Origin of the sequence: Bradyrhizobium sp. IC3123, assembly GCF_020193625.1 — a bacterium.
GTDB lineage: Bacteria > Pseudomonadota > Alphaproteobacteria > Rhizobiales > Xanthobacteraceae > Bradyrhizobium > Bradyrhizobium yuanmingense.
In genome coordinates this window covers 612,165-627,928 of the sequence record NZ_JADYVF010000001.1, presented here as the reverse complement: position 1 = coordinate 627,928, position 15,764 = coordinate 612,165, and the positions used below count along the sequence as shown (strand labels likewise).

Annotated in this window: 13 protein-coding genes; 7 read left to right on the top strand and 6 right to left on the bottom strand. The window is 64.3% G+C overall.

The annotated features are described in order from the left end of the window. The first annotated feature begins 10 nt into the window (after window positions 1-10). Entirely contained in the window at window positions 11-649 is a 639-nt protein-coding gene (locus tag I6F20_RS03170; RefSeq protein WP_036015178.1) for an HAD family hydrolase, read from the top strand. On the opposite strand, the gene I6F20_RS03165 is transcribed toward I6F20_RS03170, so the two are convergent. Both I6F20_RS03165 and I6F20_RS03160 read right to left on the bottom strand, forming a co-directional pair. Beyond that, window positions 646-1,686, bottom strand: coding sequence for a phenylacetaldoxime dehydratase family protein (locus I6F20_RS03165; protein WP_036015179.1), 1,041 nt, complete (start codon window positions 1,684-1,686; stop codon window positions 646-648). The two genes, I6F20_RS03170 and I6F20_RS03165, sit on opposite strands and share 4 nt — an antisense overlap. A gap of 28 nt (window positions 1,687-1,714) precedes the next feature. After that, window positions 1,715-2,731 carry a carbon-nitrogen hydrolase family protein gene (locus I6F20_RS03160; protein WP_036015191.1) on the bottom strand — a complete coding sequence of 339 codons (1,017 nt, stop codon included), beginning with the start codon at window positions 2,729-2,731 and terminating at the stop codon, window positions 1,715-1,717. Between the two features lie 194 nt (window positions 2,732-2,925). On the opposite strand from I6F20_RS03160, the gene I6F20_RS03155 reads away from it, so the two are divergent. The 4 genes from I6F20_RS03155 (at window position 2,926) to I6F20_RS03140 (ending at window position 7,184) form a co-directional block, all read left to right on the top strand. After that, window positions 2,926-3,882 (top strand): AraC-like ligand-binding domain-containing protein, encoded by a 957-nt coding sequence (locus tag I6F20_RS03155; RefSeq protein WP_036015180.1) that lies wholly within the window; start codon window positions 2,926-2,928, stop codon window positions 3,880-3,882. A 149-nt stretch (window positions 3,883-4,031) separates the two neighbouring features. Beyond that, a complete protein-coding gene (locus I6F20_RS03150; RefSeq protein ID WP_225125066.1) occupies window positions 4,032-5,057 on the top strand; it encodes an aldo/keto reductase in 1,026 nt (341 codons plus the stop codon). Between the two features lie 132 nt (window positions 5,058-5,189). Beyond that, window positions 5,190-6,611 (top strand): MFS transporter, encoded by a 1,422-nt coding sequence (locus tag I6F20_RS03145; protein ID WP_051057186.1) that lies wholly within the window; start codon window positions 5,190-5,192, stop codon window positions 6,609-6,611. Window positions 6,612-6,734: 123 nt separating this feature from the next. Beyond that, on the top strand, window positions 6,735-7,184 hold the full coding sequence (locus I6F20_RS03140) for a PEGA domain-containing protein (RefSeq protein ID WP_036025610.1): 450 nt from the start codon (window positions 6,735-6,737) through the stop codon (window positions 7,182-7,184). Window positions 7,185-7,261: 77 nt separating this feature from the next. Here I6F20_RS03140 and clpA read toward each other — a convergent pair whose 3' ends face one another. Then, window positions 7,262-9,670, bottom strand: coding sequence for an ATP-dependent Clp protease ATP-binding subunit ClpA (gene clpA, locus I6F20_RS03135; protein ID WP_036015184.1), 2,409 nt, complete (start codon window positions 9,668-9,670; stop codon window positions 7,262-7,264). A 286-nt stretch (window positions 9,671-9,956) separates the two neighbouring features. Then, window positions 9,957-10,289 (bottom strand): ATP-dependent Clp protease adapter ClpS, encoded by a 333-nt coding sequence (gene clpS, locus I6F20_RS03130; RefSeq protein WP_036015195.1) that lies wholly within the window; start codon window positions 10,287-10,289, stop codon window positions 9,957-9,959. Between the two features lie 479 nt (window positions 10,290-10,768). On the opposite strand from clpS, the gene I6F20_RS03125 reads away from it, so the two are divergent. Beyond that, window positions 10,769-12,130 carry a vWA domain-containing protein gene (locus I6F20_RS03125; RefSeq protein WP_225125065.1) on the top strand — a complete coding sequence of 454 codons (1,362 nt, stop codon included), beginning with the start codon at window positions 10,769-10,771 and terminating at the stop codon, window positions 12,128-12,130. 72 nt (window positions 12,131-12,202) lie between these two features. On the opposite strand, the gene I6F20_RS03120 is transcribed toward I6F20_RS03125, so the two are convergent. Further along, the gene (locus tag I6F20_RS03120; RefSeq protein ID WP_028135884.1) at window positions 12,203-12,541 is read right to left on the bottom strand and encodes a phasin family protein; all 339 of its coding nucleotides are present in this window, start codon (window positions 12,539-12,541) and stop codon (window positions 12,203-12,205) included. A 386-nt stretch (window positions 12,542-12,927) separates the two neighbouring features. On the opposite strand from I6F20_RS03120, the gene I6F20_RS03115 reads away from it, so the two are divergent. Next, the gene (locus tag I6F20_RS03115) at window positions 12,928-14,778 is read left to right on the top strand and encodes a D-alanyl-D-alanine carboxypeptidase (protein ID WP_225125064.1); all 1,851 of its coding nucleotides are present in this window, start codon (window positions 12,928-12,930) and stop codon (window positions 14,776-14,778) included. Window positions 14,779-15,010: 232 nt separating this feature from the next. On the opposite strand, the gene I6F20_RS03110 is transcribed toward I6F20_RS03115, so the two are convergent. Next, window positions 15,011-15,736, bottom strand: coding sequence for a DnaJ domain-containing protein (locus I6F20_RS03110; RefSeq protein ID WP_036015208.1), 726 nt, complete (start codon window positions 15,734-15,736; stop codon window positions 15,011-15,013). Window positions 15,737-15,764 lie beyond the last annotated feature (28 nt).

Genomic DNA, 15,764 nt, shown 5'->3' with positions numbered 1-15,764 from the left:
GTCATGCCCGATGGTGACAATCTTTTTTGATCTCGACGGCACGCTGACGAACCCGAAGCCCGGGATCACCCGCTCGATCCAATATGCGCTGGAACGGCTCGGCGTTCCCGTGCCGAGCGAGGACGAACTGACCTGGTGCATCGGCCCTCCGCTGCTTGCCAGCCTTCGCAAGCTCACCGGAGCCGATGAGCTCGCCGACCGAGCACTGCTGCTCTATCGCGAGCGCTTTAGCGATATCGGCCTGTTCGAGAACGAGGCTTACAGCGGAATTACGGACACGTTATCTTCGCTCGCAGCGACACGTCAGCGCATGTTCGTGGCGACCAGCAAGCCCGCCGTCTACGCCAGCCGCATCGTCGATCATTTCGGCTTGAAGCCGTATTTCGAACGCGTGTTCGGCTCCGAGCTCGACGGCACGCGTGTCGACAAGCGCGACTTGCTTCGCTACGCGCTCGACGAGACCAGCGTCGATGCGAACAGCGCGATCATGATCGGCGACCGCAGCCACGACGTGGTCGGCGCCAGGACCAACGGGATGACCGCCATCGGCGTGCTCTACGGCTACGGCAGCGAGGCCGAGCTGCGGGAGGCCGGCGCGCATCACATCTGCGCGGCACATCCCGAGCTGCTCGGCCATTGTGTCGCTTAGGTGCTGACAGTTTCGACCGCCGCTAGCATGCCTGTCTTCGGGTGACAGTTCAGATATTCGAAGAACTGTTCGTCGGCGGCCGCCACCGTCACTTCGTGATAGAGCCGCAGCTTGGCTGACGGCCCGAGCGTCGACAGATATTTCATGGCCGCGCCGAAGATCCTGACATGGGTCGGATGCGACTCCGCCCAGCGTTCGAGCGCGGCGAGGCTCTTCCACCAGCTCTGCCCGTAGGATTTTTCGCTCGCGCTTCCGTCGGCCGCCAGCACCTGCATGTAGCGGTTGGCATAGCAGCCAATCGCGAGGCCATCATCGCGCAGAAAGTCCATGCCTTCGCGTAGCACCGGTTCGACGTCGTCGAGATAGAGCTTTCGCTCGGATGCTTCCGTATCGCTCCAGTCCTGCCCGGACCGGATCAGGCAGAGATTATCGTGCGCCACGACTCTCAGCCGCGGGCCGTCGCAAATCAGCTCAGGCGCGCCACCAGGCGCCATCGCATCAGTCTGCGACAGCGGGATACGGTCGCGCATCCCGCCCCAATAGGCGTGCTCCTGCACCTCGCCGCTCATGCCCTCCGCAACGACGGCGACACCTTCCGGCCGATCGGGCGAGGAGAACAGCGTCTCGTGACGGGCCACAATAGGACGCAGCACCTCGACGAAGGTACCGATGCCTTCGCGTTGCCGCCCCGTCCACATCTCGCGAGCCTGCGCGAACCAGGCATCAAAGCGTGCGAGATCGTCCCAATAAGCGACCGTGACAACATTCTCGCTGCCGGACTGATCTCTATAGCTTGCCCGGTCCCAATGTGACGGACCGCCATCCATTGCGAACAGTCCTGCGAGTTCTTTCAACGCGTCAATTGCTGCCGCCGGTGCCGCACCGCCATACTGAACACCGAAATAGGCCATCACGACCCGGCTGACCGAAGGCTTGTAGCGCGCCACGAAGGACGGATATGGCGGCTGGTAATCGTCCGGCACGCGCTTGTGGCGCGTGCGTGGCGTTTCGAGATGCGCAGGAATTGCGGATTCCATAGCGATGCCCTCCCCGTGATCGCCGCGTTCAGCTTGCCGCCGCCGCAATGTCCATAGGCTCGACAGTGTCGACCGGCAGCGCGAACTGCTCGACCCGCTGGTACCGCTTCTTGTTGAGCAGCAGCCGTGTGACGTCGGGCCGCGAATAATGTCCGGCGGGATCGGCAGCATTCTTGGCAACGCCAATGGCGCCGAGATCGATCTCGGCGATCAGCAGGCCCTCCTGATCGGGCGCCAGCTTCTCCCCGATCTGACTGCCGTCGGGGCCGTAGATGGCCGCAAAGCCGCCGCCCGCATGCAACAGCGCATTCTTGTCCGGCCGGTCGCAGAGCTCGTCGATCATGGCCTGCGAGACGGTGGCGCAAGGCGCGAGCACGAAGCAGGAGCCTTCCACCGCATAGACGCGCGAAGCCGCGTTGTTGACCTCGGCCCCTAATGCCGGCGCGAAGGGATCGTAGAGCGAGAAGCTCGGCCAGGCCGCGACATGGACCTGCTCGTTCTGAGCGTACATCGCGTATTTCGACAGCGGCTGCAGATGCTCCCAGCAGCACAATGCGCCGAGCCGGCCGATGTCGGGCCGCGCATGCACGGCGAGGTCGCTGCCGTCGCCTTCGCCATAGACCGTGCGCTCGGCATGGGTCGGCCGCAGCTTGCGGCGCTTTGCAATGGTCTCGCCATCAGGGCCGATCAGCCATTGCGCGAGGTAGAGGCTGCCGCCGTCGCGCTCGGACAGGCCGACCACGGCGGTGAGCCTTGCCTTGCGCACGGCCTCGCGCAGGCGTTCGGCCTGCGAGCTGTCATAGGACAGCGAATTGTCGAAATAGCGCTGCACGAAGCCCCGCCCGATCGCCCAGGCCGGGGAGTCCAGCCAGATGTGCCAGGGGTAGCCGGGGATGAAAGCTTCAGGAAAGGCGATCAGCTTGGCGCCCTTTTCCGCGGCCTCCCCGATCAGCGCGATCGACTTGTCGATCGAGGCGTCGAGATCGAGCCAGGCCGGTGCCGCCTGCACCACCGCAACCTTGTATTTCGGATGTTCGATGCCCATTGCCGCCTCCATTGCCGGTTGATCGCAAGCCACGTCCGATGCAGTCTATTTGGCCAAGCTGGGCGGCCAGGCGCTCGACCACGGCGGAACAAAAACTCGACTGGAAGGGATCGCCCGGTACGGAATTTGCCTCCGGTCAGGCTCGATCTGCGCCAACATGCGGTTTTGCAGGATGTGAAAGGGAGGCTGTCCTGATGCCAATCCAGTTCACGACAGACGGCAGTCCCGGCTACCGGCGGCTCGCGCTCTGGCAGGACATCGTCTGCGACGTCTTCGTCGGGCTCGACTGCAAGTCCGACCTCGGCAGCGCCTTTCATGGCTCGGTCACGCAGGCCTCGCTCGGCAAGGCCGTGTGCTCCGAGGTCTGCTCGGACCGCCAGCACGTCTTCCGCACACCGTCGCGCATCGCGCGCTCGGATCAGGGTTTCGTCCTAGTCGCACTCGGCAATCGCGGCAACGGTGGCGTTGTACAGGACGGCCGCGAGACCGTGATCCACCCCGGCGAGTTCGCGCTCTACGACACGACGCGCCCGTACGAGCTGAAGTTCAACGACAGATTTACGCAGACCATCTTCAAGGTCCCACGCGAGATGCTGCAGCGGCGGCTCGGCGGCACCGAGACGCTGACAGCAATGTCATTTGGCGCCGACGCACCGCTCGAGCGGCTCGCCTATGATTTCATTGTCCGGCTCTGCCAAAATGCGGATAGCTTGGCTCTGGATACGGCTACGGCGCTGTCGGAGCAGGCAGTTGATCTGCTTGCGATGGCATTGAGCGAGCGGCTCGGCAAGTCATCGCTGCCGTCCTCGACCCACCGCTCGGCCCTGCTCTACCGAGTGAAGGCGCACATCCGCGCGCACCTCGCCGATCCCGATCTCTCGGTCGCTGAAACCGCAGCCGCGCTCGGCATCTCGCCGCGCTATGTCAACGATCTTCTCGCAGACGAGGACACCTCCTTCCAGCGTCATGTCCTTGCCGAACGCCTCGCCCGATGTCGGAGGGATCTCGCCTCGCCTCTGCTCGCCCATCGCCACATCAGCGAGATCGCCTTCGCCTGGGGCTTCAACGACCTCTCGCATTTCGGCCGCGTCTTCCGCGAGCATTTCGGGATGTCGCCGCGCGACTTCCGGCAGAGCCAGTTGCGGCATTGAGGTGCATTCCAGTCGGCTGTCATCTGCACGATCAGGTCATGCCGAGCAGGGCCGGTATGTGAGCAGGTGATAGGACACGGCGCCTGCTTGCAGTATCTTCCGCCGCCAAGGCCGCCACGATCATCAGCGGCCAGCCGAGGAGCAGATCGATGGAATACCGACGCTTGGGCCGGTCCGGCCTTATGGTGCCTGCCTTGAGCCTGGGAACGGGCACGTTCGGCGGCGTCGGCCGCCTTGCGGCATGGGGCACGACGGACGCGACCGAGGCGCGGCGTCTTCTGGACATCTGCCTCGAGGCCTGCGTGTCGATGTTCGACACCGCGAATGTCTATTCGCTCGGCGAGTCCGAGCGGGTGCTCGGTGAGGCCATCAAGGGTCGCCGGGACAAGGTCCTGATCTCGACCAAGGCGACCTTCCGCTTTGGCGACGGTCCCAACGATATCGGCTCGTCGCGTGAGCACCTGCTCAAAGCCATCGACGGTTCGTTGAGCCGGCTCGGCACCGATTATATCGATCTTTTCCAGCTCCACGGCTTCGACGCCTTCACGCCGTCCGAAGAGGTGCTCTCGACTCTCGACGTGCTCGTGCGCGCCGGCAAGATCCGCTATGTCGGCGTCTCGAATTTCTCGGGCTGGCACCTGATGAAGTCGCTCGGCGTCGCCGACAAGCACGGTTTTCCGCGTTACGTCGCCAACCAGACCTACTATTCCCTGATCGGGCGCGACTACGAATGGGAGTTGATGCCGCTCGGCCTCGACCAGGGGTTGGGCGCCGTGGTCTGGTCGCCGCTCGGCTGGGGGCGCCTCACCGGAAAGATCCGCCGCGGTCAGCCGAAACCGGAAGTCAGCCGCCTGCCCAAGACGGCCGAATTCGGACCGCCCGTCTCGGACGAGCACGTCTACCGTGTCGTCGATGCGATCGACGAGATCGCGAAGGAGACCGGCAAGAGCGTCTCGCAGATCGCGCTGAACTGGCTGCTGCAGCGTCCGACGGTCTCGACGCTGATCATCGGCGCACGCAACGAGACCCAGCTGCGCGAAAATCTCGGCGCGGTTGGCTGGTCCTTGACCAAGGACCAGGTCGCAAAGCTCGATGCCGCGAGCACGGTGACGCTGCCCTATCCCTACTGGCACCAGCGCGTGACCTTCAGCGACCGCAATCCACCGGCGGTGTAGGACAGCTGCATCAAGCGCGCTTGGGTAAGCCGGCGCGCTGGCGGCCGGTTCCGGAACTATCGCGGCCCTGCCCTGTTGGCGCAATACTCGGCATGTGGCCGAGTCCGATTCGCCAACGATACGCCGCTCACGATGTCGACAGTCACCATTGAGCATGCCGACGGCCTGCCGCAGCCGCAACGCAATCAGGCGGTGCTGACCATTGCGCTCGGCATCGTCATGGCGGTGGTCGACAGCACCATCGTCAATGTGGCGCTGCCGACGATCGCGGCCGATCTCGATGCGACCCCGGCCTTGTCGATCTGGATCGTCAGCGGCTACCAGCTCGCGATCACGATCTCGCTGCTGCCGCTGGCTTCGCTCGGCGAGATCGTCGGCTATCGCCGCGTCTATCTGGTCGGGTTGGCGCTGTTCACGCTGGCCTCGGCCTTCTGTGCGCTGGCCCACACGCTGCCGCTGCTGACGATCGCGCGCATCCTCCAGGGCTTTGGCGCGGCCGGCATCATGAGCGTCAACGCCGCGCTGGTGCGTTTCACCTATCCGCGCAGCCTGCTCGGCCGCGGCATCGGGCTCAACGCGCTCGTCGTCGCCTTCTCGGCCGCGATCGGCCCGACACTCGCCGCCGGCATCCTCGCGGTCGGAAGCTGGCCCTGGTTGTTCGCGATCAACGTGCCGCTCGGCGTGGTGACGCTGGTGCTGGGCCTGCGCAGCCTGCCGCACACCAAGCCCGCGAGCCGCTCGTTCGACTGGCAGAGTGCGGGGCTGTCGGCGATCACGTTCGGCGTCGGCATCGCGGCGGTCGACAACGTCGGTCATGGCGAGGCCGCGATCACCTGTCTCGTGCAGTTTGCCATCGCGATCGCCGCGGGTGCGCTGCTGATCTATCGCGAGACTCACATGACCTCGCCACTCTTGCCAATCGACCTGCTGCGCATCCCCGTGTTCGCGCTGTCGATTGCGACCTCGATCGCATCGTTCTGCGGGCAGATGCTGGCCTTCGTCGCGATCCCCTTCTATCTCCAGAGCCGCTTCGGCTATTCGGCCGTGCATATGGGCCTGTTGATCACGCCATGGCCGATCGCATTGGCGTTTGCGGCCCCTCTCGCCGGCCGCCTGGTCGAGCATTATCCGGCCGGCCTGCTCGGCGGTATTGGGCTCACGCTATTCGCCTGCGGCCTTGGCGCGCTGGCCTTCCTGCCGGCGACGCCAACGCCGCTCGACGTGATCTGGCGGATGGCGCTCGCCGGCGCCGGCTTCGGTCTGTTCCAGACCCCCAATAACCGCACCATGATCGCAGCCGCCCCGCGCGAGCGCGCCGGCGGCGCCAGCGGCATGCTGGGGACGGCGCGCCTGCTCGGCCAGACCACCGGAGCGGCGCTGGTGGCGCTGTTGCTCGGACGGTATCCGCTTGAGGGGACCAGGCTGGCGCTCCTTGTCGGCGTTGGATTTGCGCTGTGCGGCGCGATGCTGAGCATGCTGCGGCTTTCCACAGCCGGCGCGCGCGGTGCCGAGCACGTCCGCGTGCAGGACGATCAGCGCCTGCGGGGTGAATAGCCGGACCCGACCCGGTTCGCGCGTAGTCGTGCACAACCTCCGCGTGGCTTAACTATTCGGAGCAATGGCCTATTGCCCTCCCGCCCCGGTTGCGCATAGTGGCGGTGGGACAAGGGGCATTTCATGCGTTCATTTGGAATTGTGGCGCTCAGCGTCATGCTGGGCGGCTGCGCGTCGGTCACGCGCGGTACGACGGAGAATATCAGCATTTCATCGACACCATCAGGCGTGGAAGCCGTCGTCAGCGGAATGGACGTTCCGACCACCTGCACGACCCCTTGCTCCGTGGTCGTCAAGCGGAACGCCGACATCTCGATCACCTTCCAGAAGGAAGGCTATCAGCCGCAAATCGTTCCGCTCAGCCGGGACGTCCAGACGGGCGGAGCCGCGGGTTTTGCGGGCAATCTCCTGTTGGGCGGTATCGTCGGCATGGGCGTCGACGCAGCGACCGGAGCCGCGACCGATCACAAGCCGAATCCGGTCATCGTGACGATGCAGCCGTCGGTCCCGCACGCAGCACCGCGCGCACCGAGAAAGCCGCGGCCACCGCGCGAACCGCAGGCCGGAACGTAAGGCCTCCTCGCGCAGACATCGGTGCAAACAAAAAGGCCGGCTTTGCAGCCGGCCTTTTCGATTTCATCACGTGCCGATCAAACCTTGACCAGCGGCCCCTTGGAGGTCGGCCCCTTCGAGCCGCCGGGGCCACCCGGCTTGGATTTGCCCGGCGGGCGCTTGCGGGTGCCGGGCAGCTTCTCCTGCTTCGGCGTGACCGGGCCCTCGACGAATTCGAAGCCGATCTTCTCCTTGGTCTCGTCGGCCTCGTCCTTGACAAGGACGACGCGAACGTGGCCGCCACCCTTGAGCTTGCCGAACAGCACCTCGTCGGCCAGCGGCTTCTTGATGTGCTCCTGGATCACGCGCGCCATGGGACGTGCGCCCATCTGCTCGTCGTAGCCGTGCTGGACCAGCCAGGCCTTCGCCGGCTCGGACAGCTCGATGGTCACATCGCGGTCGCCGAGCTGCGCCTCGAGCTGAAGCACGAACTTCTCGACCACGGTGCCGATCACCTCGACGCTGAGATGGCCGAACGAGACGATGGCATCGAGACGGTTGCGGAATTCCGGCGCGAACTGCCGGTTGATCGCCTCGTGATCGTCGCCTTCCCGCTTCGACCGGGTGAAGCCGAACGCCTGCTTGGCGAGATCCGCCGCGCCGGCATTCGTGGTCATGATCAGGATCACGTTGCGGAAGTTGACCTGCTTGCCGTTGTGGTCGGTGAGCCGGCCGTGGTCCATGATCTGGAGCAGCACGTTGTAGAGGTCGGGATGCGCCTTCTCGATTTCGTCGAGCAGCACCACGCAATGCGGATGCTGGTCGACGCCGTCGGTGAGCAGGCCGCCCTGGTCGAAGCCGACATAGCCGGGAGGCGCGCCGATCAGGCGCGACACGGTGTGCCGCTCCATGTACTCGGACATGTCGAACCGCAGCAGCTCGACGCCGAGCGTCGCCGCGAGTTGCTTGGCGACCTCCGTCTTGCCGACGCCGGTGGGGCCAGAGAACAGATAGCAGCCGATCGGCTTCTCCGGCTCGCGCAGGCCGGCACGCGCCAGCTTGATCGAGGCGGCGAGCGATTCGATCGCCTTGTCCTGCCCGAACACGGTGCGCTTCAAGGTCTGCTCGAGATGCTTGAGCACCTCGGCGTCGTCCTTCGACACGCTCTTCGGCGGGATCCGAGCCATCGAGGCGATCGTGGTCTCGATCTCCTTGATGCCGATCGTCTTCTTGCGCTTATTCTCGGCGACCAGCATCTGCGCCGCGCCGGACTCGTCGATCACGTCGATCGCCTTGTCGGGCAGCTTGCGGTCGTGGATGTAGCGCGATGAGAGCTGCACCGCCGCCTCGATCGCCTCATTGGTGTACTTCAGCCGGTGATAGTCCTCGAAGTACGGCTTGAGGCCCTTGAGGATCGCGATGGCGTCCTCGACTGTCGGCTCGTTGATGTCGATCTTCTGGAAGCGCCGCACCAGCGCGCGGTCCTTCTCGAAGTGCTGGCGATATTCCTTGTAGGTGGTCGAACCCATGCAGCGGATCGTGCCCGAGGCGAGCGCGGGCTTGAGCAGGTTCGAGGCATCCATTGCCCCGCCCGACGTCGCGCCCGCACCGATCACGGTGTGGATCTCGTCGATGAACAGGATGGCGTTGGGATGCGCCTCGAGCTCCTTGAGCACCTGCTTCAGCCGCTCCTCGAAGTCGCCCCGATAGCGCGTGCCGGCAAGCAGCGTGCCCATGTCCAGCGAGAACACGGTGGCCGCCGCCAGCACCTCCGGCACTTCGCTGTCGACGATGCGCTTGGCGAGCCCTTCTGCGATCGCGGTCTTGCCGACGCCGGCTTCACCGACGAACAGCGGGTTGTTCTTCTGCCGGCGGCACAGCACCTGGATCGCGCGGTTGATTTCGGAATTGCGTCCAATCACCGGATCGATCTTGCCGTCGCGCGCCTTCTTGTTGAGGTTGACGCAATAAGTCTCGAGCGCCTCGCCCTTCTTCTTGGCGTCCTCGTTACCCTTGGTCTCGGTCTCCTCGTCGACGCCGCGCACCGGCCGCGCCTCGGAGACGCCCGGCCGCTTGGCAATGCCGTGGCTGATGTAGTTGACAGCGTCGTAACGCGTCATGTCCTGCTCCTGCAGGAAATACGCGGCATGGCTCTCGCGTTCGGCGAAGATCGCGATCAACACGTTGGCGCCGGTCACCTCTTCGCGACCGGACGACTGCACATGGATCACCGCGCGCTGGATCACGCGCTGGAAACCGGCGGTCGGCTTGGCGTCGTCGGCGCCATCCGTCACCAGGTTCTCGAATTCGGTCTCAAGGTAGTTGACGAGGCTCGTACGGAGCTTGTCGAGATCGACGCTACAGGCGCGCATGACGGCGGCTGCATCGGAGTCGTCGATCAATGAGAGCAAGAGATGCTCAAGCGTCGCGTATTGGTGATGACGCTCATTTGCGATCGCCAGCGCACGATGCAGGGATTGTTCAAGGCTTTGGGAAAAAGTCGGCATTCGCGTCCTCTATGGCCCCCACCATCATGATCGTCATCGCCCGGTCAGGCAACAACAACCTTTGTCACATATAGTTATACAAGACCGCGGCGAAAGACCGGTTCCGCGACTCGGCGGCGACACACTTGCGGCATTTTCGATGCAAAACCCGTTCCGATTTGGGCGGGATCAGCGCCGGCGCAGAATTCCGTAGTTTTGCCGGCTGCAGCCCACCGCGCGCAGCCGCTACGCGACAATCACAGTGCGGCTTGTACAAGAGCCGGCTTCAAACGCGCCGCAAGCCGTCTTACTTCTTTTCCATCACGCATTGCAGCGGGTGCTGGTGCTTGCGGGCGAAGTCCATCACCTGCGTCACCTTGGTCTCGGCGATCTCGTAGGTGAACACGCCGCACTCCCCGATCCCGTGATGATGGACGTGCAGCATGATCTTGGTCGCGGCTTCGATGTCCTTGTTGAAGAACTTCTCCAGCACATGAACGACGAACTCCATCGGCGTGTAGTCGTCGTTCAGGATCAGCACGCGATACAGGTTCGGCCGCTTGGTCTTGGGCTTGACCTTGGTGATGACCGACGTGCTCGGACCCGAGGGAGTACCCGAACGGTTGTCGTCATTGCTCATGCGAGGCGCGTCGGCAGCGGCTGGCGCGGACAGATCGAGGCTGGAAGTCAATTGCAGCATGGCACAGGCGTTCAAATTCCCCACGGAAGCGAATGGCGGTCACCGCGCGACCCCGCCCTTCGGAGCCTGGCGCAGGCGCGCCGCCTTGGATCGCCGCTCCCGGCAAATGCGGTCGAGGCCGGATCGCTCGCCAGCAATATGGCCCTGCCCCCGGCCCGCCGCAAGCACGCGGGGGTTCAGCCCATGCGGTCGCAGCAGTCCCGATTCCCGGTCCGGGCGATCCTGATCAGGTTAATCAATCCGGAGCGATTTGACAAAAATTTCCGCGCGGCAGGTTTAGAACGTGTTGACCAGGAACCCGGCCGTTAACCCGGCTGCGACGGTTTTCCGCAAGACGCTCCGTTTTTCTACGGTCCAATTTACCTGCCATTCAATGGCATGGCGCGAAATCGGGCAAAACACAGATTTCGGGGATCGTCATGTCTGGTCTGCCCCTCGTCAGCCGCCTTGGTCGACAACTCGCCCGTTTCGCAGCGGCCGAGCAAGGCAATATCGCAGTGATCTTCGCCATTGCGCTCGTTCCAGTGCTGAGCTTCGTCGGCGCGGCGATCGACTATAGCCGCGCGGCCCAGGCGCGCACCGCGATGCAGTCGGCCCTCGATTCCACCGCGCTGATGCTGTCACGGGACCTGTCCGCCGGCACCATCTCGACGTCTCAGATCTCCACCAAGGCCCAATCCTATTTCAACGCTCTGTTCACGGACACCAAGACCCTGCCCTCGGTCAGCGTCGGCGCCACCTACAACGCGAGCACCAGTATCGGCTCGACGATCCAGCTGACCGGAACCGGCACCTACACGACGAGCTTCATGAAGATCGCCGGCTTCCCGACCCTCGACGTCGGCACCTCATCCACCAGCGCCTGGGGCCTGACGCGCATGCGCGTGGCCCTGGTCCTCGACGTCACGGGATCGATGGCGTACGACGACAAGATGCCGGCGATGAAAACGGCCGCGAAGAACCTGGTCGACCAGCTCAGCGCGCTCGCGAAGACCAACGGCGACGTCTACATCTCGATCGTGCCGTTCGCCAAGGACGTCAACGTCGGCAGCAGCAACTACACGAAGAGCTGGATCGACTGGTCCGACTGGGAGGCCGTGAACGGGACCTGTAGCAACACATCCTACACGAGACAGTGGACCTGCGTTAACAACGGCAAGATTTGGACACCGAGGAACCACAACACGTGGAACGGGTGCGTCACCGATCGTGACCAGGACTATGACACCAAGAACACGACTCCAGTGAGCAGCAATTCGGCTACGCTTTTCCCGGCCGAGCAATATTCCTACTGCAACTCCAGCAATTCGGCCTACATCCAGCCGGTCATGCCGCTCAGTTACGATTGGACCTCGCTCAAATCTCTGATCGACAAGCTGGTTCCGACCGGCAACACCAACCAGGGCATCGGCCTTGCCTGGGGCTGGATGACGCTGTCGATGGGCGACCCCATGAATGCCCCGGCCAAGGACACGAACTACACCTACAAGGATGCGATCGTCCTGCTCTCCGACGGTCTCAACACGCAAAACCGCTGGTACAGCGGTGCTTCGCAGATCGACGCTCGCCAGAAGGTCCTCTGCGACAACGCCAAGGCCCAGCCCAACAACATCACGATCTATACGGTGCAGGTGAACACCGGCGGCGATCCGACCTCGGGCGTGCTGCAATATTGCGCCAGCGGCAGCGACAAGTTCTATCTGGTCACTTCGGCGAGCCAGACGGTCTCGGTGTTCAAGGATATCGGCACTTCGCTGTCGAAGCTGCGCGTCGCACGCTGACGGTCGCATCGCTCACAACAAAAAGCCCGGCTGGTTCAGCCGGGCTTTTCGATTCCAGGATGTCTCGAGACGTTACTGAGCGGCCGGGGTGAACTTCGACACGATGGTCTCGACCGGCTTGAACGCCTGCTTGGCGAGGTCGCTGTAGAGGCCGGCAATCTTCTGCGATTCCGCGACGAAGGTTTCGTAGGCGGAACGGGCAAAATCGGTCTGCGCTTCCATCGCCTTGTCCAGCGACTTCACGCCGGAAAGCTTCTCGACGAAGGACTTGGTGTCTTCGAACGACTTCTTCGTGTAGTCGCCATAGGCGCTGGCGATCGCCTGGAGGCCGTGCTGCACCGAGGTCGCGGAGGCAACGCACTGCTCGAACTGCTCTTTCCCGTAGCTCTGGAAGTCTTCAACCTTGAACATTTCGGAATCCTTTTCCCTGGCTCGCGTCGGGAAGCCCCGGCTCCCTGACTCCGCCCAAAATTAGTGCAACGCACAACAAAGTCAAGAATCTTGTGCGACGCACAAATCCGGCGCAAATCGCTGAGATTCCCGGGGTTTCCCGCAAGGGTTCCTTAAGCTTTTGGAAACCGGGCCACCCTACTTTGATTCCCTGGACGTGGTCACTTCCGCGAGCGGCCAAAAGCCGTTTGAGAACATCACCTTAGCCAGAACAGCGGCTCGGGTCCAACGTCCCCCGCGGTCAACACCAGCGGAGGGACAGCCTGAGCAGGTAATGATCCCGGGTCCGTCGGGCACAATTTCGCCTCACGAGCCGGTGATCAAGTCAGAAACGGGGACGGGGTTCCATGCTTCGTAAAAACTTGTCTGCCTCGCGCTGGGCGCGGGTTGGCGTTTTCGGGCTTCTTACGGTCACCACCGCAGTCATCTTCACCACCGACGCAGCCGAGGCGCGGCGCCATCGTCGACATTATGCGCACCACCGGGTGCAGCACGACGTGTCCGAGAGCTCCAGCTCGAAATTCGCGTCCATCATCATCGACGGCAATTCCGGCGCAGTGCTCCAGGCGACGAGCCCTGACGCGATCCGCCACCCGGCCTCGCTGACCAAGATCATGACGCTCTATCTGCTGTTCGAGCGCCTCGAATCCGGCAAGATGAAGCTCGACACCGAAATGCCGGTGTCCAAGCACGCCGCCGACCAGGATCCGACCAAGCTGAATCTGCGTGCCGGCCAGACCATTCGCGTCGAGGACGCGATCAAGGGCCTCGTCACCCGTTCGGCCAACGACGCATCCGTGGTGATTGCGGAAGCGATCGCCGGTGACGAGGACGACTTCGCCCGGATGATGACGCGCAAGGCGCGTTCGCTCGGCATGTCCAGGACGGTCTACCGCAATGCCAACGGCCTGCCCAACGACGAGCAGGTCACGACCGCGCGCGACCAGGCCACGCTGGGTCGCGCCATTCAGGAGCGCTTCCCCCGCTACTATCGCTATTTCGCAACCTCGACGTTCAATTGGCGCGGACAGTCGATCCGCAACCACAATCGCCTGCTCGGCAGTGTCGAAGGCGTGGACGGCATCAAGACGGGCTACACCCGCGCTTCCGGCTTCAACCTCGTCAGCTCGATCCGCCGCGGCAACCGCCACCTGATCGGCGTGGTGCTCGGCGGCCGCAGCGGTGGCTCGCGCGACGCCATCATGCGCAACCTGCTCGCGGAGAACATCGAAAAGGGCGCGACCGTCCGCACCGTCGCCGCGGTCACGGAGCGCAACGGCACTGAAGCCAACACCGATGTCGCCGATGCCTCGGATACGCCGGCGCGGCCCGCCCTGCCGGTCCAGGCAGCGGCGGCCCCTGCTCCCGAAGCAACCCCGTCGCGCCTCGCCGCGCGTCTGTCGACGCTGGCCGCAGCGACTGCGGCGATGCCGCCCGCTCACTCCAAACCCGAAGCTCGGCCGACGGAGTCCAAGGTGGAGCCGGCGCCGCTCACCAATGGCGTGATCTCGAGCCAGCCGCTCTCCATCATTCCCGGCTCGTCCGAGCCGATGAAGCCGGTTCGGGTCAAGACCGTTCAGGTCAAGGCCGGCGCCGTGAAGGTCGCCTCCGCGGCTCCGGCCCAGGGTGGTGTCCAGGTCGTTGCGCCGCCGGTCACCAGCACCGTCCCGCCCCGCTCCGACGTCGCGGAAACCTCAGGTGCCGTCGTCGCCAGGGCAGATCTCATCAACAAGCCGGAGGCGGTGAGCCAGCCGGACGCGCCGAAGGCCGAGATGGCCCGCACCGAGCTGCCGCGGCAGCCTGCGGGCTTCGGCACCGGCAACGGCATCCTTGGCGTGCTGCCGGCGGCAACCGCCGCCGCACCGGCTCCCGCCGCCCCCAAGCTCGCCTCGGCCGACCCGGCACCGCAGCCGATCCAGATGAGCGCCACCACCAAGCCCGCCGTCACCCACAGCGGCTGGATCGTCCAGGTCGGTGCGCTCGAGAGCGAGAACGAAGCTCAGCAGCGCATCGATGCGGCCCGCAACTCGGCCCGCGGCCTGCTCAGCAAGGCGGACCCGTTCACCGAGCCCGTCGTCGCCAAGGACAATCGCAAGCTTTACCGCGCCCGCTTCGCCGGGCTCGAGCGCGATCAGGCCGAAGCCGTCTGCCGCACCTTGAAACGTGCCGAGATCTCCTGCATCACCGTTCGCAACTGATTTTCTTCTCCGCTCCAGACCAAATGCCCGCGCCTTGCGCGGGCATTTTCGTTTTGGTGAGGCGGTGATGCGCAGGCTGTTCCGGACAAGGCTGTTCCACGACAACCTCTCGTCAAGGATTTACGGTTAAAACTTTGCTCAAGGGGATCGACCACGCCGACAAGGGCGGGCGACGGCAGACAGAGCAAACGGAGCTCACGCGGTACGGGCGTTTGTAGCGTTGGTGCCGGAGTTAGCCGTTATGCGTGCGAAGCAGAGTATCCTTGGCCTCGTTTACCCGGGCAGCGAGATACGTCGAGCCCCCCTGGTCGGGATGGAGTTTCTTCATCAGGGATTTGTGGGCCCGGCTGATGTCGTCGCGCCCCGCTCCCGGCTGCAAGCCAAGGATCTGATAGGCTTCCTCCGCCGTCATTTTGCTGCTCGCCGCCGTGCGGCGCTGCCGCCCTGCCGTATCGCCCTGCGCGTTCTGACGCCAAGCGGGAAACCGGCGGTCCAGATAGCTTTCAAGTAGGGCCACGCTCTCGGCGTCGAACGTCGAGACCATCGCGAGCAAGCCGGCGAGATCGAATTCGTCGAGATTGCGCCCGGCATGAGGCCCCGCAACGATCTGGCCAGAAAGCTGGCCGGAATCGTGGTCGAGCCGCATGTCCAGGAATTGCGAGCGCACCCGCGAGGCCTGCCCGGACGGGCGCGTCGCACCGCCGCCGAACAGCCCGCCGACATTGCCGAAGCCGGCATTCGCGAGTGGTGTCCAGCCGAGCAGGCCCGCGCCGAAAATTCCGAGCGGGATCGCAACCGCCAGCTCGCCGCGCAAGCCGGTGAAGGCCGCAACCACCAGCGCCAGCACGCCGCCGCCGAACTTGAGGGTGCGCGCCAGCACCGCTGGATTGGCGGAGCGGAACATCTGGAGCAGCAGGTACAGCGTGATAACGGCGACAGCGCCGGCGATCAGGGTCATGGCCGGAATATAGTCGTGCTGTTGTCAA